The 16,008-nt window shown below is 68.9% G+C and carries 14 protein-coding genes and 1 pseudogene; 8 read left to right on the top strand and 7 right to left on the bottom strand.

Going from position 1 to position 16,008, the window contains the following annotated elements:
• Positions 1 to 61: 61 nt before the first annotated feature.
• Positions 62 to 817 (bottom strand): SDR family oxidoreductase, encoded by a 756-nt coding sequence (locus QRN63_RS25860; RefSeq protein WP_285033726.1) that lies wholly within the window; start codon positions 815 to 817, stop codon positions 62 to 64.
• Positions 818 to 936: 119 nt separating this feature from the next.
• Here QRN63_RS25860 and QRN63_RS25855 point away from each other — a divergent pair, with 119 nt between their 5' ends.
• Positions 937 to 1,557 carry a TetR/AcrR family transcriptional regulator gene (locus QRN63_RS25855; RefSeq protein WP_285033725.1) on the top strand — a complete coding sequence of 207 codons (621 nt, stop codon included), beginning with the start codon at positions 937 to 939 and terminating at the stop codon, positions 1,555 to 1,557.
• Here QRN63_RS25855 and QRN63_RS25850 read toward each other — a convergent pair.
• From QRN63_RS25850 to QRN63_RS25835, 4 genes and pseudogenes are all read right to left on the bottom strand, one after another.
• Positions 1,524 to 2,405 carry an amino acid ABC transporter permease gene (locus QRN63_RS25850; protein WP_285033724.1) on the bottom strand — a complete coding sequence of 294 codons (882 nt, stop codon included), beginning with the start codon at positions 2,403 to 2,405 and terminating at the stop codon, positions 1,524 to 1,526. The two genes, QRN63_RS25855 and QRN63_RS25850, sit on opposite strands and share 34 nt — an antisense overlap.
• 31 nt (positions 2,406 to 2,436) lie before the next feature.
• Entirely contained in the window at positions 2,437 to 3,111 is a 675-nt protein-coding gene (locus tag QRN63_RS25845) for an amino acid ABC transporter permease (RefSeq protein ID WP_267317975.1), read from the bottom strand.
• Positions 3,112 to 3,150: 39 nt separating this feature from the next.
• Positions 3,151 to 3,909 (bottom strand): annotated as a pseudogene (locus QRN63_RS25840) (glutamate ABC transporter substrate-binding protein); the annotation flags it as partial.
• A 62-nt stretch (positions 3,910 to 3,971) separates the two neighbouring features.
• Entirely contained in the window at positions 3,972 to 4,700 is a 729-nt protein-coding gene (locus tag QRN63_RS25835) for an amino acid ABC transporter ATP-binding protein (RefSeq protein ID WP_267317976.1), read from the bottom strand.
• A 163-nt stretch (positions 4,701 to 4,863) separates the two neighbouring features.
• Between QRN63_RS25835 and QRN63_RS25830 the strand changes: the two genes are divergently transcribed.
• Together QRN63_RS25830 and QRN63_RS25825 are read left to right on the top strand one after the other, a co-directional pair.
• Positions 4,864 to 6,447, top strand: a complete 1,584-nt coding sequence (locus tag QRN63_RS25830; RefSeq protein WP_267317977.1) for a MiaB/RimO family radical SAM methylthiotransferase — start codon at positions 4,864 to 4,866, stop codon at positions 6,445 to 6,447.
• Positions 6,435 to 7,040, top strand: a complete 606-nt coding sequence (locus QRN63_RS25825) for an Rv2732c family membrane protein (RefSeq protein ID WP_267317099.1) — start codon at positions 6,435 to 6,437, stop codon at positions 7,038 to 7,040. The genes QRN63_RS25830 and QRN63_RS25825 overlap by 13 nt, the downstream gene beginning before the upstream one ends.
• Before the next feature lie 15 nt (positions 7,041 to 7,055).
• Here the strand turns inward: QRN63_RS25825 and QRN63_RS25820 are convergent, their stop codons facing one another.
• Entirely contained in the window at positions 7,056 to 8,384 is a 1,329-nt protein-coding gene (locus tag QRN63_RS25820) for a DUF349 domain-containing protein (protein WP_285033723.1), read from the bottom strand.
• 141 nt (positions 8,385 to 8,525) lie between these two features.
• Here QRN63_RS25820 and QRN63_RS25815 point away from each other — a divergent pair, with 141 nt between their 5' ends.
• The 4 genes from QRN63_RS25815 to hflX are packed head-to-tail and all read left to right on the top strand — an operon-like array spanning position 8,526 to position 12,479.
• Entirely contained in the window at positions 8,526 to 9,233 is a 708-nt protein-coding gene (locus QRN63_RS25815) for a class III extradiol ring-cleavage dioxygenase family protein (protein ID WP_285033722.1), read from the top strand.
• Positions 9,230 to 10,144, top strand: coding sequence for a tRNA (adenosine(37)-N6)-dimethylallyltransferase MiaA (gene miaA / locus QRN63_RS25810; protein WP_285033721.1), 915 nt, complete (start codon positions 9,230 to 9,232; stop codon positions 10,142 to 10,144). Before QRN63_RS25815 ends, miaA begins: the two co-directional genes overlap by 4 nt.
• A gap of 4 nt (positions 10,145 to 10,148) precedes the next feature.
• Complete coding sequence (dapF, locus tag QRN63_RS25805; RefSeq protein ID WP_267317103.1) at positions 10,149 to 11,039, top strand: diaminopimelate epimerase; 891 nt, start codon at positions 10,149 to 10,151, stop codon at positions 11,037 to 11,039.
• 27 nt (positions 11,040 to 11,066) lie between these two features.
• The gene (gene hflX, locus QRN63_RS25800; protein ID WP_267317104.1) at positions 11,067 to 12,479 is read left to right on the top strand and encodes a GTPase HflX; all 1,413 of its coding nucleotides are present in this window, start codon (positions 11,067 to 11,069) and stop codon (positions 12,477 to 12,479) included.
• Positions 12,480 to 12,500: 21 nt separating this feature from the next.
• Here hflX and QRN63_RS25795 read toward each other — a convergent pair whose 3' ends face one another.
• Entirely contained in the window at positions 12,501 to 14,153 is a 1,653-nt protein-coding gene (locus tag QRN63_RS25795) for a PE-PPE domain-containing protein (protein WP_285033720.1), read from the bottom strand.
• A gap of 410 nt (positions 14,154 to 14,563) precedes the next feature.
• Between QRN63_RS25795 and QRN63_RS25790 the strand changes: the two genes are divergently transcribed.
• Positions 14,564 to 15,937, top strand: coding sequence for a DEAD/DEAH box helicase (locus QRN63_RS25790; protein WP_285033719.1), 1,374 nt, complete (start codon positions 14,564 to 14,566; stop codon positions 15,935 to 15,937).
• Positions 15,938 to 16,008: the final 71 nt, after the last annotated feature.

The raw sequence follows: 16,008 nt of genomic DNA, 5'->3' as shown, positions 1-16,008 counted from the left end.
ACGCGCGAGCCCGCGGGGTTCACCGGGGCGGCGAACCCCGCGAGCTGCTGCGGCGGTGGCGTCAGATCACGAAGCCGCCGTCGATGTTCCAGGTGACACCTGTGATGAACCCTGACTCAGGATGGGCGAGGTACGCGACGGCGCTGGCGATATCGCGCGGCTGCCCGTAGTGGCCGACGGCGATCAGCGGGCCGACCACCTTGGAGAGGTCACCGTCATCGGGATTCATGTCGGTGGCGACCGGGCCCGGCTGAATGGTGTTGATGGTGATGCCGCGCGGACCCAACTCGCGCACCAGACCACGCGTCAGCCCGGCGACGGCTGCCTTGGTCAGCGAGTACACCGAGAACCCCGCCATCGGCGCCCGGTCGGCGTTGACGCTGCCGATGGTGATGATCCGGCCACCGGCGCCCAGGTGCGGCACGGCGCGCTGAATGGCGGCGAACACTGCCTTCACGTTGATCGCCAGCATCCGGTCGAAATCTTCCAGCGGGAACGACTCGATCGGTGCGCCCTGCGCGACGCCGGCGTTGTTGACCAGGATGTCCAGGCCGCCGAGTCGCTCGGCCGCTTCGTCCACCGCCGCGGCGACGGCCAGCGCGTCGGCACTGTCGGCTTTGATCGCGGCCACCTTTGCGCCGGTGGCTTCGAGTTCGTCGACCAGGTCTTGCGCGGCATCGGGCGATGACTGGTAGGTGAATGCGACGGCTGCGCCGTCGGCGGCGAGTCGGCGCACGGTCGCCGCGCCGATGCCGCGGGAACCGCCGGTGACCAGTGCTCGGCGGCCGGCAAGTGGTGCTTCCGAGGTGGTGCTCATGAGCTCTCCAAGTCGTGGAATGATTCTTTCGAACCGATCGGTTACTAAGTACGCTCAGCACAAGCCGCTCGAGCGGGTCTTCATTCCGAATTATGGCCCAGATCACATCGGGAGGTTTCATGGCGATCGGCAGGCCCCGCGAATTCGACCCGGAGTGGGTTCTCGACACCGCGATGCGGCTGTTCTGGGCACGCGGCTACGACGGGGTGTCCATCAGCGATCTCACCGAGGCGACCGGCGTCAACCGCCGCAGTCTGTATGCCGAATACGGTTCCAAGGCCGAGCTTTTCCGGGCTGCCGTGCGTCGTTACCAAGCCGGGCCCGGCGGCTACGCGGAACGTGCACTCGCCCGGCCGACAGCGTGGGAAACCGCATACGCGACGGTGCACGGCGCTGTCGACGCGTCATCCGGGACGGCGGGACCGCGCGGCTGCATGCTGGTGCAGAGCGCACTGGCCGCCGGCGACGAGGCCACAGCGCTGCATGCCGAGCTGGCAGGGCTGCGGGAGGCCGGAATCGCCGAGCTGGCCGAACGATTCCGGGCCGCGCAGCTGGTAGGGGAACTACCCGGGGCGGACCCGAAGCTGCTGGCGCGCTGGATCGGGGCGGTGTGCCAAGGTCTGGCGGTCCAGGCCAACGGCGGTGCCGACCGCGACGACCTGCACGCCGTCGCCGATCAGGCGCTGCGCGCCTGGCCGGAACCCCGTCACGCCGCCGGGGTACCCGGCGTGTCCTCCTGAACGCCGGCGTTCACCGGCAGCGGTTTGGGGGCACGCCGCGACTGCCGCAGCCGGGCTTCGAGCCGGGTCGCCAATGTCGACAGCGCGAAGTTGAGGCTGATCATCAGCGCCGCGATCACCAGTAGCGCCGGGATGTAATTGCTGTACGCCGAACCGATGTTCGTGCCCTGGCGCACCATTTCGACGAAGGTGATCTGGTAGCCGATCGCGGTGTCCTTGAGCACCACCACCATCTGGGACACCAGCACCGGCAGCATCGACGTCACGGCCTGGGGGAGCAGGATCAGCCGCAACGTCTGACCGGGCCGCAGGCCCAGTGCGACGGCGGCCTCGCGCTGTCCGCGAGGCAGCGCGTGCACGCCGGCCCGCACGATCTCCGCGATCACCGCGCCGTTGTACAGCGTCAGACCGGTGATCACGCCGGCGAGCGCCAGCTGCCGCGACGGGAAAACGTCGTACAGCGCGTACAGGAAATAGGCGAACAGCATCATGATCAGGACCGGGACGGCGCGGAAGAGCTCGACGATCACCGAGGACGCCCACCGCACCCCACGGGCATCGGACAACCGGCCCATGCCCAACGCCAGACCCAGCACCAGCGCCAGCACGATCGACACCGCGGCCGCCGTCAACGTGCCGGCCACACCGGGCAGCACGTACGTCGTCCACAGGTTCGCGGTCAGGAACGGGTGCCACTTCGCTTCGGTCAGCTGGCCTTTGGACTCGAACTGCCACAGCACCCAGCCGGCCATCGCGATGATCACCGCGACGATGACGGCGGCGAACAACAGATTGCGCCGCTGCGCCCGCGGACCCGGGGCGTCGTAGAGGACGGAAGCTTCGCTCATCGGAGTCCTCCGTTCTTCGCGCAAGCGCTCATCACCGCACCACCGCGTATCGCTTACCCAACCAACCGAACAACAACCCCAACGGCAACGTCAGGACCACGAAACCAGCGGCGAAGATCGAGCCGACCGCCAGCAGCGCCGCGGTGTTCTCGATCATCTCCTTCATCAGCAGCGCCGCCTCGGCAACGCCGATGGCCGAGGCGATCGTGGTGTTCTTCACCAGCGCGATCAGCACCGAACCGAGCGGATTGATCACCGCGCGAAAAGCCTGTGGCAGCAGGATCATCCGCAGGTTCTGGCCGAAGCTCATGCCCAGCGAGCGGGCGGCCTCGGCCTGGCCCAGCGGCACGGTGTTGACGCCAGACCGCAGTGTCTCGCACACGAACGACGCGGTGTAGACCGTCAACCCGAGCGCCGCGAGCCGAAAGTTGCTGTCCACCACAGCCGTCGGTGAATGCGGATCGACGAGGGTGATGCGCAGGGTGTTCCCGATGCCGAACGAACAGAAGAGGATGATCAGCGTCAACGGCGTATTGCGGACCACGTTGACGTATGCCGTACCCAGCCAGCGCAGCACCGGCACCGGCGACAGCCGCATCGCGGCCAGCACGGTGCCCAGGATCAGTGCACCGACCGCGGCGAGCAGCGTCAGCTGGATGGTCGTCCAGAACGCTTTCACGATCTTCCCGCCGTATGTGCCCCACAGATCGACGTGCTTCGCCCCGCCGGCGGCACCGATGTTGGTGTCCAGCGGGGGAGGCGGCGGTGCCGACAGGCCGGCCGGGCCCAGGTTGCGGTCGAACGCGGCCTGCCATGCGCCGGTCTTCTGCATCTTCTCGATGGCGTCGTTGATTTTCTGGCGTAATTCCTTGTCGCCCTTGAGCAATCCGATGCCGTACTTCTCGACCGAGAACGGTTTGCCGACCAGTTTGAATGCGCCCGGGGTCTGGGCGGCATAGCCGGCCAGGATCACCTCGTCGGTGCTGAGCGCGTCGATGGCGCCGGTCTTCACCGCCTCCAGGCACGCCGAGTACGTGTCGTACTGCTGCAGCTGCACACCCGGGTACTTGTCCTTGATGCGTTGTGCCGGAGTGGAACCCGACACCGAGCACAGCTTCTTGTGGTTCTGCAGCGATTCGACGCTGGTGATCTCGTTGTTGTCGGCGCGCACCAGCAAGCTCTGGCCGGTGACCAGATACGGGCCGGCGAACGACACCTTCTGCTTGCGGGCGTCGGTGATCGAGTAGGTGGCGGCGATGAAGTCGACCTGGTGGTTCTGGATCAGGTTCTCGCGCTGACCCGACGGTGCTTCTTTCCACTCGATGTCGTCGGGTTTGTAGCCCAGCTGCCCGGCCACGTAGGTCGCGACGTCGATGTCGAAGCCCGCCAGCGTGCCGTCGGGCTTCTTCGCGGCCAGACCGGGCTGGTCGAACTTGGTGCCGATGGTGACCTTCTTGCTGTTCGCGCCGCAGGCACTCAGCGACAGCAGCGCCAGGATCAGCACGGTGACCGCGGCAAGACCGCGCGATGCGCGCGTCAGCGGTGGCCTGAGTGATCGTTCCACGATCAGTGGTCCAGGATCTTGCCCAGGAAGTCCCGGGCCCGGTTGGACTTCGGCGCGGTGAAGAACTCGTCGGGCTCGGCGTCCTCGACGATGGTGCCGTCGGCCATGAACACCACCCGGTGCGATGCCCGGCGGGCGAAGCCCATCTCGTGCGTCACCACGATCATGGTCATGCCCTCGGTCGCCAGCGAGGTCATCACCGACAGCACCTCGTTGACCATCTCGGGGTCCAGTGCGCTGGTGGGCTCGTCGAACAGCATGACCTTCGGGCCCATGGCCAGCGACCGGGCGATGGCGACGCGCTGCTGCTGACCACCCGACAGCTGTGCCGGGTACTTGTCGGCCTGGTTGGCGACCCCGACCCGCTCCAGCAGTTCCAGCCCCTTCTTGCGGGCCTCGTCCTTGTTCTTCCGCCGCACCTTCATGGGCGCGAGGGTGACGTTCTCGAGAATTGTCTTGTGCGCGAACAGGTTGAACGACTGGAACACCATGCCCACCTCGGACCGCAGCGTCGCCAGCTTGCGGCCCTCTTCGGGCAGGAGCTCACCGTCGACGTGGATCGATCCGGAGTCGATGGTCTCCAGCCGATTGATGGTGCGACACAACGTCGACTTGCCCGAACCTGACGGCCCGAGCAGCACGACCACCTGTCCGCGCGGGACTTCGAGATTGATGTCCTTCAACACATGCAATGCGCCGAAGTGCTTGTTGACCCCCTTGACCGAGATCATCGGGGTGGCAGGTGACGGCTCGCCGGTGACCATGCGCACAGACACTACCCAGGTAAGCCACGCCGCGCGGATCACTCACAGAAACCCGGAACCCGTTCGGCAAATTTGGTATAAACCGCGCCGCCCGTACGATTGGCACGTGATTTCGACAGCGACTCCGGACGTGGAAGCTGACGCCGCGGAGTCCGCTACGGGCTCCGGCGCGGGCCGCACCTACCAGGTCCGCACCTACGGGTGTCAGATGAACGTCCACGATTCCGAGCGGCTTGCGGGCCTGCTCGAAGGCGCCGGATACCGGCGCGCCGAGGACGGAGACGACGCCGATGTCGTGGTCTTCAACACCTGCGCGGTCCGCGAGAACGCCGACAACAAGCTCTACGGCAACATCAGCCACCTGGCGCCGCGCAAGCAGACCGACCCGAACATGCAGATCGCGGTCGGCGGTTGCCTGGCGCAGAAGGACCGAGACACGGTGCTGAGCAGGGCGCCGTGGGTCGACGTGGTGTTCGGCACGCACAACATCGGCTCGCTGCCGGTGCTGCTGGAACGTGCCCGCCACAACCGCGAAGCCCAGGTCGAGATCGTCGAGGCCCTCCAGGAATTCCCGTCGGCGCTGCCGGCAACGCGTGAATCTTCTTACGCGGCTTGGGTTTCCATCTCGGTGGGCTGCAACAACACGTGCACCTTCTGCATCGTGCCGTCGCTGCGCGGCAAGGAGGTCGACCGGCGTCCGGGCGACATCCTCGCCGAGGTGCAGTCCCTCGTGGACCAGGGCGTCCTGGAGATCACGCTGCTGGGTCAGAACGTCAACGCGTACGGCGTCTCCTTTTCTTCGGACGAGCGCTTGCGCGAGGACCCGGCGGCCTGGGCCGAGCTTCTCCGTGAGAACCGGGACGGGTCGACGGACATCGAGCGTGACCGCGGCGCATTCGCCAAACTGCTGCGCGCCTGCGGCGACATCGAGGGCCTCGAGCGGGTCCGGTTCACCTCGCCGCACCCCGCCGAGTTCACGGACGACGTCATCGAAGCCATGGCGGCCACCCCGAACGTCTGCCCGACGCTGCACATGCCGCTGCAGTCGGGTTCGGACCGCATTCTCAAGGAGATGCGCCGCTCATACCGCGCCGAGAAGTACCTCGGCATCATCGAGCGGGTGCGCGCCGCGATCCCGCATGCGGCCATCACCACCGACATCATCGTCGGGTTCCCGGGGGAGACCGAAGAGGACTTCCAGGCCACCCTCGACGTGGTCGAACGCGCCCGCTTCTCCAGCGCCTTCACCTTCCAGTACTCCAAGCGACCCGGCACGCCGGCCGCCGAGCTGCCCGACCAGCTCCCCAAAGAGGTTGTGTCCGAACGGTATATGCGGCTCATCGAGTTGCAGGAGCGCATCTCCTGGGAGGAGAACCTGGCCCAGGTCGGCCGCGAGGTCGAGCTGCTGGTCGCCACCGGCGAAGGCCGCAAGGATTCGGCCACCGAGAGAATGTCGGGCCGCGCGCGCGACGGCCGGCTGGTGCACTTCACCCCCGGTGCCGCCGACATCCGTCCCGGTGACATCGTGACCACGACCGTCACCGGTGCCGCGCCGCACCACCTGATCGCCGATACCCCGATCATCAGCCACCGCCGCACCCGCGCGGGCGACGCGCACGCTGCGGGCCGCAAACCCACCACCGGCGTCGGGCTGGGCATGCCGCAGATCGGCGCGCCCCCCGTCACGCCCGTAGAGCAGGGATGTTCACGATGAACGACACCAAGCCCGGCCAGCCGAACGGCTCGAACGGCGAATTCGACGAATTCAAGGACGACATCGACGCCGCCGAACAGCGCATCGCCCGGGAGATCGATCCGGGCGGCCGCGCCATGGTCGTGGCGATCTGCGTCTTCGTGATCCTGCTGTCGTTCGTGCTGCCGCACACCGGCGGCGTCAAGGGCTTCGACGTGTTGCTCGGCGATCAGATCGCCCTCGACGCGAAGATTCTGCTGCCGTCGCGGGTGTTCGTGTGGCTGATCCTGGTGTTCAGCGTCGGCTTCTCGATGCTGGCGCTGCTGACCCGCCGCTGGGGCCTGGCCTGGATCGCGCTGGCCGGGTCCGCCGTGTCGTGCTTCCTCGGCATGCTCGCCATCTGGTCGCGCAACACCGTCGTCAAGCCGTACCCGGGACCAGGATTCGGGCTCTACCTCGCGTGGATCGCCGTCATCCTGCTGACGTTCCACTGGGCCCGCGTGGTGTGGTCACGCACCGCCGTGCAACTGGCCGCCGAGGCGCAGCGCCGCGAATCGACCGCCGAGCAGCAGAAGCGCGGGCTGCTCGACGGTCCCGACAGCCCTACTTCCTGATCGCCGCGGACGCGGCTACTTCCTGATCGCCGCGGACGCGGCGTCGGCCCACTCACGCCACTGCGCCGCACTGGCCCGCGCCTTCTCGGCATCCTTCGCCTTGCCCGCCGCCTCGGCCTTCTCGGCCTGACGCTCGAACTGCTCGGCCCGCTCACGGAACTGGTCGGCCCGGGCCTGCGCCTCCGGGTCGCTCCAGCCGCTCTGCGCGGCGTCGCGGATCTTCTTCTCGACAGCCCGCAGCCGGCGCTCCAACTCAGCGGTGCGGTCGCGCGAGGCCTTGCCGATGGCGTCCCACTTGTCGCCGATGGCCCGGAAGGCCGCGCGCGCGGCGTCGACATCGCTGATGTCGATCTTCTCGGCCTCGTCCAGCAACGCGGCCTTGGCGTCGGCGTTCGCGTTGAACTCGGCGTCCTTCTCGGCGTTGACCGCGTTGCGGGCGCTGAAGAACGTGTCCTGGGCAGCCTTGAACCGCTTCCACAGTGCGTCGTCGACATCCTTGGCAGCGCGGCCCGCGGCCTTCCACTGCGCCAGCAGGTCGCGGAACGTCGCGGCGGTGGCGCCCCAGTCGGTGGAGCCGGACAGTGCCTCGGCGCGCTCACACAGCGCCTCCTTGGCCTGCCGCACGCCGACCCGCTCGCGGTCGAGCTCGGCGAAGTGCGAGCCCCGGCGCCGGTTGAACGCCTCGCGGGCCGCCGAGTAGCGCTTCCACAGGGCGTCGTCGACCTTGCGGTCCAGGCCGGTGATGGTCCGCCATTCGTCGAGGATGGCGCGCAGCCGGTCGCCGCTGGCCTTCCACTGTGTGGAGTTGGCGCCGATCTCCTCGGCCTCGGCGGCCAGGGCTTCCTTGCGGGCGGTCTGGGCGGCCCGGTGCTCGTCGCGCTTGGCCCGCTCCTCCTGCGCGCTGGCGCCGGCCTGCTCGACGATGGTGGTCAGTCGGGCGGTCAGGGCGTCGACATCGCCGAGTACCGAAGCCTCCGGCAGCGATTCCAGGAGCGTTGCGGCCGCCGACTTGATCTTGCGGGCGTCGCCACTGCCGCTGCCGAGCCGGTGCTCCAGCAGCGCCACCTCGGTGCTCAGATCGTCGTACCGGCGGCCGAAGTGTGCGTACGCGGCCTCGGCGTCGCCGGCCTGCCACGACGCGATCTTGCGCTCTCCGGCGCCGGTGATCAGCCACACCGTGCCGTCGTCGTCGACGCGGCCGAAGCGGTGCGGATCGCACGTCGGCGGCGCGGCCACCGGCGGGGCCGGAGGATGGTGCGGAACGGCGCTCGGCTTGGGACCGGGGCGCGGCGGACCGGGCCGAGGAGTCGGTTTCGGGGTGTTGCCGGGTTCGGTGGTGGTCATCTCGTGCTCCTCATGCCCGCGCGTGGGGTGACCCACGCTTCTGCCGCGCGACGCGGCGCCGTCATCTGATACTCGCTCGCTATTCAAACAGGTCGACCCGCCGTGTGCGCACGCGTTTGCCGGACTCGTTAGCGTGGACGCGTGCGTAGCGCCGGCCTGACACATGTCGCGATCGTCCCGTCGGCCCCCATTCTGGTGCCTGAACTGGCGTCCGGCGCCGCTGTCGAACTGGCCGACCTCACGGCCGCGGTGCGGTGCGCGGCGCAGGACCTGCCGTCGCGCTGGGTGGCGATCGGTGTCGGCCCGCGGGATGACCGGGTACCCGCCGACGCAGCCGGCACCTTCGCCGGTTACGGCGCCGACGTCCGGGTCGCGTTCTCGCCGGACCTGCCCGGCGAGGTGCGGCCGCTGCCGCTGTGCGCGCTGATCGCCGGCTGGCTGCGGGGGAGTGTGAACGCGGGTGCGACCGTCGACGTGCGGGTCTACGCCGCCGACATGGCGCCGGAGGTGGCGATCGAGCGCGGCCGTGTGCTGCGCGGCGAGCTGGACGCGGCCGCCGATCCCGTCGGCGTGCTCGTGGTCGCCGACGGCGCGAACACCCTGACCGCCGCGGCACCCGGCGGCTTCGAGCCCGATTCCGTTGCGCGACAAGCGCAGTGGGACGACGCGCTCGCCACCGGCGACGTGGCCGCGATCGCCGGCCTGTCCGGCGCCCTCGGTCGCGTCGCCTATCAGCTGCTGGCCGGGCTGGCCGGACCCGACCCGAAGGCGACCGAGCTGTACCGCGGCGCGCCCTACGGCGTCGGCTACTTCGTCGGCACCTGGACCCCGGCCGGGTCGCCCCAGTGAGGCCCATCGCGGTCGTCGGACCCACCGGAAGCGGCAAGTCGGCCCTGGCGCTCGATCTCGCCGAACAACTGGGCGGCGAGATCGTCAACGCCGACGCCATGCAGCTCTACCGCGGCATGGACATCGGCACCGCCAAGCTGACGGTGCCCGAACGGCGCGGCATCGTCCACCACCAGCTCGACGTCCTCGAGGTCACCGACAACGCGACCGTCGCCAAGTACCAGGCCGCCGCCGCGGCCGACATCGAGGACATCGCCGCCCGCGGCGCTGTGCCGGTGATCGTCGGCGGCTCGATGATGTACATCCAGGCGCTGCTCGACGAATGGTCGTTCCCGGCGACCGATCCGGGGGTGCGGGCCCGGTGGGAGGACCGGCTGGCCGAGGTCGGGGTCACGGCCCTGCACGGTGAGCTGGCGCAGGTCGATCCCGAGGCTGCCGCGTCGATCCTCGACACCGACGCGCGGCGCATCGTGCGGGCGCTGGAGGTCGTCGAACTGACCGGCCGGCCGTTCGCGGCGTCGGCGCCACAGATCGGCGCCCCGCGCTGGGACACCCTTATCGTCGGATTGGATTGGGACACAGAGGTTCTCGATGACCGGCTGCAGCGTCGTACCGATTTGATGTTCGCCTCCGGCCTGGTCGACGAGGTGGTGGCGCTGCGGGCCCGCGGCCTGCGCGACGGGGTGACGGCGTCCCGGGCCCTGGGCTACGCGCAGGTGCTGACCGCGCTGGACGCCGGTGGCGACGACGCCGCGATCGCCGAGGCGCAGGAGCGCACATTCATCGGCACCCGGCGCTACGTGCGCCGGCAGCGGTCCTGGTTCCGCCGCGATCACCGGATCACCTGGCTGGCCGGCGACGCGGAAGGGAACGCGGCCGAGACCATTCGTCGGTGGCGCCACGTATCCTGAAGCTGTGCGGTTTTCGAAAGGGCACGGCACCCAGAACGACTTCGTGGTGCTGCCCGATGTCGATGCCGAACTGAAGCTGACCCCCTCGGTCATCGCCGCGCTGTGCGACCGGCGCCGCGGACTCGGGGCCGACGGCCTGCTGCGCGTCACCAAGGCCGGGGCCGCGCAGGAGGCCGGCGTCTTCGACAGCCTTCCCGACGGCGTCGCCGCCGACGACTGGTATATGGACTATCGCAACGCCGACGGGTCCATCGCCCAGATGTGCGGCAACGGCGTCCGCGTCTTCGCGCACTACCTGCGCGCCTCCGGGCTCGAGCACCGCGACGAGTTCGTGGTCGGTTCCCTGGCCGGGCCGCGTCCGGTGGTCCTGCACGGTGCCGACGCGGTCAACGCCGAGGTCACCGTGGAGATGGGCAAGGCCCGCTCGTACGGGCACGGCAAGGCCGTCATCGCCGGCCGCACCTTCGAAGGGCTGGCCGTCGACGTCGGCAATCCGCACCTGGCCTGCGTCGATCCGGCGCTGAACATGGCCGGGCTCACCGCGCTGGACATCGCGGCACCGGTGTCCTTCGACGCCGGCCAGTTCCCCGAGGGTGTCAATCTCGAGGTGCTGACCGCGCCCGCCCACGGGGTGGTGGCGATGCGGGTGCACGAGCGCGGGGTGGGCGAAACCCGCTCATGCGGAACCGGAACCGTCGCTGCGACGTTGGCAGCACTGAACCACATCGGCGCGGACACCGGCAGCCTGCGGGTGGTGATCCCCGGCGGCGAGGTCAGCGTGACCATCACCGCGGACACCAGCTTCCTGCGCGGGCCGTCGGTGCTGCTGGCGCACGGTGAACTGGCCGCCGAATGGTGGCATGAGAACGAAGGAAATTCAGATGCGTCCCGCTGACTTTGCGGGCACCATCGATAACTACCTATGACCTCACCTTTCGATCCCGACAACATCCCTAGCGTCGGTGAACTAGCGCTCGAAGACCGCGTGGCACTGCGCCGCGTTGCCGGTCTGTCGACCGAACTGGCCGACATCTCCGAAGTCGAATACCGCCAGCTGCGCCTCGAGCGCGTGGTGCTGGTCGGGGTGTGGACCGACGGCACGTCGGCCGACGCCGACAACAGCCTTGCCGAACTGGCCGCGCTCGCCGAGACCGCCGGCTCCGAGGTGCTCGAAGGCCTCATCCAGCGCCGCGACAAGCCGGACGCCTCGACGTACATCGGCTCCGGCAAGGCCCAGGAGCTGCGTGAGATAGTGCTCGCCACCGGCGCCGACACCGTCATCTGCGACGGTGAACTGAGCCCCGCGCAGCTGAACTCGCTGGAAAAGGTCGTGAAGGTCAAGGTCATCGACCGCACGGCCCTGATCCTCGACATCTTCGCCCAGCACGCCACGAGCCGCGAGGGCAAGGCCCAGGTGTCGCTGGCCCAGATGGAGTACATGCTGCCGCGACTGCGCGGCTGGGGTGAGTCGATGTCCCGGCAGGCCGGTGGCCGTGCCGGCGGTGCCGGCGGCGGTGTGGGTACCCGTGGTCCCGGTGAAACCAAGATCGAGACCGACCGGCGACGGATCCGCGAGCGGATGGCGAAGCTGCGCCGCGAGATCAAGGACATGAAGAAGATTCGCGACACCCAGCGGCACAGCCGCCGGGTCAGTGACACCCCGTCCGTCGCGATCGTCGGCTACACCAACGCCGGCAAGTCCAGCCTGCTCAACGCCCTCACCGGCGCCGGGGTGCTGGTCCAGAACGCGCTGTTCGCCACCCTCGAACCCACCACGCGCCGTGGCCAGCTGGACGACGGCCGGCCCTTCACGCTCACTGACACCGTCGGATTCGTGCGGCACCTGCCGACCCAGCTGGTCGAGGCGTTCCGGTCGACGCTGGAGGAGGTCGTCGACGCCGACCTGCTGGTCCACGTCGTCGACGGCTCCGATGCCGATCCGCTGGCGCAGATCAACGCGGTGCGCAAGGTCGTCGGGGAAGTCGTCGCCGAGTACGACATCACCGCTCCGCGAGAGTTGTTGGTGGTCAACAAGATCGACGCCGCCGGCGATCTGGCGCTGGCCCACCTGCGGCGCGCGCTGCCGGACGCCGTGTTCGTGTCGGCTCACACCGGTGAGGGACTGGACCGGCTGCGGCTGCGCATGTGCGAGCTGGTCGAGCCGACCGACGCCGCCGTCGACGTGACCATTCCCTACGACCGGGGCGACCTGGTGGCGCGCGTGCATGCCGAAGGCCGTGTCGAGGCCACCGAGCACACCACCGACGGCACCCGGATCAAGGGCTGGGTGCCGATGGCGCTGGCCGCCAGCCTCGGCGAGTTCGTCACCGCCTGATCAGGCGGCGTCACCGCCTGATCAGGCGGCAGCCTTGGCCGGCTTGTCTGCCTTGTCGGCTTTGTCGGTGGCCGGCTTCGCGGTCTTGGGGGTCTTGACCTTCTTGTCCTTCTTCGGCGTCTTGGTCTTGTCGGTGGTCTTGTCGCTCGCCTTGTCGGTGGTCTTGTCATTGGAGCCGGTCTGACCGTCCTTGGCCGGGCCCTGACCGGTGTCCGGGTCCTGCTTCGGGCCGGTCGTGTCGGTGGTCTTGTGGTCGGTCACCATGGTGTCGGGCGTCTTCGTGTCGGGCGTCTTGGTGTCGGTGCCCTTGACGTCCGGGGTCGTGGCGTCGGCGTCCTTGGTGCCGGTGTCTTTGGTGTCGGCGTCCTTGGTGCCGGTGTCCTTGGGATCCGGCGTCGTCGACAGCTTCGGGGCGGTGGTGGGGGCGAGCTGCGTGTCGCCGGTCGGGGTGGCGGACACCGCCTTCGGCGCGCCCGACGCGGACAGGGCCGCGACTGTTGCCGGCGCGGGGGCCGGGGTGGTCGCGGCGATGGGAAGCTGCACTTTGCCGCCGGTGATGTCGCTGATCGCGGCCTTGACACCCTCGCCCGCGGCGTTGATCAGGTCCACCGTCAGCGTGATCGGGTTGATCAGCGGGATCAACCGGAACGGCGCCGGGACGCCCGGGCTGAGGCTGCGGTCGTAGCCGGTGTCGATGAGTACGCGCAGCACGGGGGCGACCAGGTCGACGATCGGCTTGACGATGAAGCTGGTGTGCGTGAAGCCGCCGAACTCCAGGAACGGCCGCACGATCGGCAGGGTCTTGGTCGGGATGGTGATGTAGGTGGTGTCGCCGTACACGGTCTGGTTCGCCGGGTCCTTCAACGCGGCGTCCAGCTCCGCGGGCGTGTACTCGAGGTCGGGGATCTCGCCAGGATCGCTGTTGGCGTTGGGCGCCAGGTAGGTGCCGTGCGTGTACCAGAATCCCGCGATGGCGTTGAGGTCGGCCAGCAGGTTGATCGGGTACAGCGGGAAGTCGGACACGCCGTCGTACTCGAACGCGATATCGGTGGTCTTGATGCCGGTGTTGGTGGGTGCCGGCAGGCCGAAGGTGACGTCCCAGATCGGCACGGTGCCGAGGAAGGCCAGCCGCTCGAACAGGCCGCCGTTGGGGCGGTTGGTGTTGCCGATCATGACGAACGCCAGGGAGTCTTTCTGCGCCTGAGTAAGGCCGCCGAGGGTGGCCTTCTCGCGGCTCACGATGTTGCCGCCCTGGGAGTATCCGAAGATGATGACGGGATTCTGGGGCGTTGCCGTCGGCAGGGCCGCGGTCAGGGCGGTATCCAGGTGGCCGATGCCCTGACCGGTCGAATCGTTCCACTTGGCGCCGGACAGGCCACCCCACCCGGGCAACGGGATCGGCCAGAACTGAGCGGGATAGTTGATGCCTTGCAGATTGCAGTTGTTCGCCTGCGTGCACAGCGGGTTGAACGGGGCGATGTAGTAGTTGTCGGCGTTCTCCTTATATCCCGCAACGACATTGGCGTTCGGCGTGCCGGTGCCAGGGACGATCAGTGCGGTCGCGGCGAGGGTGAACGCGGCAGTCACCATCGACACCACGCCCAGCAGCACAGTGCTCAGTACCGTGAGCATCACGGTCACGGCTGCGGGGATGGTGCGTCCGAAGTTGCGCATGGCCTCGCCCCCCTTTCGACGTCGCCGACCCCGATAATCGGCATCTGTTTCGCATCGTCGCACTGTGACGCGACCGACATCCGGCGTTTGCCGAAATTTTGTCGGGTGTGTCGATTTTGTGGCACGGCAGTACGTTGATGGTGGGTGAAATCACACCACTGCGATACTCCTTGCGGGACAGCGGTTTTCGCTGCTCAGTTGGCCGGGGCGGTTGCGGTGGTCAACGATGGCCGAGGTTCGGCACTAAGCTGGCAACCAACATCAGCTGCGCTCCCTCGCAGGACACGCTCGCTGATCACGTCGTGGAACGGCTGAGAGCCTTCAGTTCCCTCTGCACCAGCATTTCTCGCGGCGACCGATACTGCCGCCGGCATTGTCGACCTACCGTGCCGGAAAGGCTGTGTCCCTTCATGTCCGCAGAACAAGCAACGTCAACGTCGTTCGCCGAGCTCGGCGTCCCCCAGGCGCTCGTCACCTCGCTCGCCGGCCGCGGTATCGCCGCGCCGTTCCCGATCCAGGTCAGCACCCTGCCCGACACCCTCGCCGGCCGCGATGTGCTCGGCCGCGGCCGCACGGGCAGTGGCAAGACGCTCGCCTTCTCCATTCCGCTGGTGGCCCGGCTCGCCGGCACCTCGCGACGCCCGTCGCGCCCGACCGGTCTGGTGCTGGCCCCGACCCGTGAGCTGGCCACTCAGATCGCCGCGACCGTCGAACCGCTGGCCACGGCCGTGGGACTGAAGGTGACCACCATCTTCGGTGGCGTGTCGCAGAACCGCCAGGTTGACGCGCTGCGCGGCGGCGTGGACATCGTCATCGCCTGCCCGGGCCGTCTCGAAGACCTGATGAAGCAGAAGCTGGTGAGCCTCGACGCCGTGCAGGTCACTGTGCTCGACGAGGCCGACCACATGGCCGACCTCGGCTTCCTGCCGGGCGTCACCCGGATTCTGGCGGCCACGCCTGCCGGTGGGCAGCGCATGCTGTTCTCCGCGACGCTCGACAACGGCGTCGACAAGCTGGTGCGGCGCTTCCTGTCCAACCCGATCACGCACTCGGTCGACGAGATCGACGCGCCGCCGCCGGCCATGACCCACCACGTGTTCCACGTGTCCGGTGCTGCCGAGAAGAACGCGCTCGTGCACCGCCTGGCGTCCGGCACCGGCCGGCGGATCCTGTTCATGCGGACCAAGCACCAGGCGCGCAAGCTGGCCCGTCAGCTCACCGAGGCCGGTGTGCCGTCGGTCGACCTGCACGGCAACCTGTCTCAGCCGGCGCGCGACCGAAACCTCGCCGCGTTCAGCACGGGGGAGGCGCGGGTGCTCGTCGCCACCGACATCGCCGCGCGCGGTGTCCACGTCGACGAGGTCGAACTCGTCGTGCACGTGGACCCGCCGGCCGAGCACAAGGCATACCTGCATCGCTCGGGACGTACGGCCCGCGCCGGGAGCGCCGGTGACGTCGTGACCGTCGTGCTGCCGGAGCAGCGCAAGGACGCCCAGCAGCTGCTGCGCAAGGCCGGCATCACGGCCCGGCCGCAGGAAGTGGTCGCCGATTCGGCGCCGGTGCAGGCACTGGTCGGCGAGATCGCGCCGTACCGTGCCCCGGCCCCCAAAGAGGCCCCCGCGCCTCGCGGCGGCAACCGTCCGGCCAAGACGGCGACCGCGGGTCAGGCGCAGCGCCGCCGCCGGCGTTCGAGCGGTGGGCTGCAGGCGCCCGGGCGTACCCAGGGTGGTCGTTCGCAGTCGCAGTCGGGTCGTTCGCAGTCCGGACGCAGCCAGGCCCGGTAGCCGCGCCGCCCGCCCGGCGACGCGCGGGGTGTGGGCCCGCTCACAACCAACCGCCCGGTTGGGATAAGTTG

This window comes from Mycolicibacterium sp. lyk4-40-TYG-92 (genome assembly GCF_030209435.1).
GTDB lineage: Bacteria > Actinomycetota > Actinomycetes > Mycobacteriales > Mycobacteriaceae > Mycobacterium.
The sequence above is the reverse complement of the archived record's forward strand: the minus strand, read 5'-3'. Positions and strand labels throughout refer to the sequence as shown.

Excerpts from the sequence above, each read along its gene's own strand:
- QRN63_RS25860 (WP_285033726.1), bottom strand. The coding sequence starts at position 817 with ATGAGCACCACCTCGGAAGCACCACTTGCCGGCCGCCGAGCACTGGTC.
- QRN63_RS25855 (WP_285033725.1), top strand. The coding sequence starts at position 937 with ATGGCGATCGGCAGGCCCCGCGAATTCGACCCGGAGTGGGTTCTCGAC.
- QRN63_RS25850 (WP_285033724.1), bottom strand. The coding sequence starts at position 2,405 with ATGAGCGAAGCTTCCGTCCTCTACGACGCCCCGGGTCCGCGGGCGCAG.
- QRN63_RS25835 (WP_267317976.1), bottom strand. The coding sequence starts at position 4,700 with ATGATCTCGGTCAAGGGGGTCAACAAGCACTTCGGCGCATTGCATGTG.
- QRN63_RS25825 (WP_267317099.1), top strand. The coding sequence starts at position 6,435 with ATGTTCACGATGAACGACACCAAGCCCGGCCAGCCGAACGGCTCGAAC.
- QRN63_RS25820 (WP_285033723.1), bottom strand. The coding sequence starts at position 8,384 with ATGACCACCACCGAACCCGGCAACACCCCGAAACCGACTCCTCGGCCC.
- hflX (WP_267317104.1), top strand. The coding sequence starts at position 11,067 with ATGACCTCACCTTTCGATCCCGACAACATCCCTAGCGTCGGTGAACTA.
- QRN63_RS25795 (WP_285033720.1), bottom strand. The coding sequence starts at position 14,153 with ATGCGCAACTTCGGACGCACCATCCCCGCAGCCGTGACCGTGATGCTC.
- QRN63_RS25790 (WP_285033719.1), top strand. The coding sequence starts at position 14,564 with ATGTCCGCAGAACAAGCAACGTCAACGTCGTTCGCCGAGCTCGGCGTC.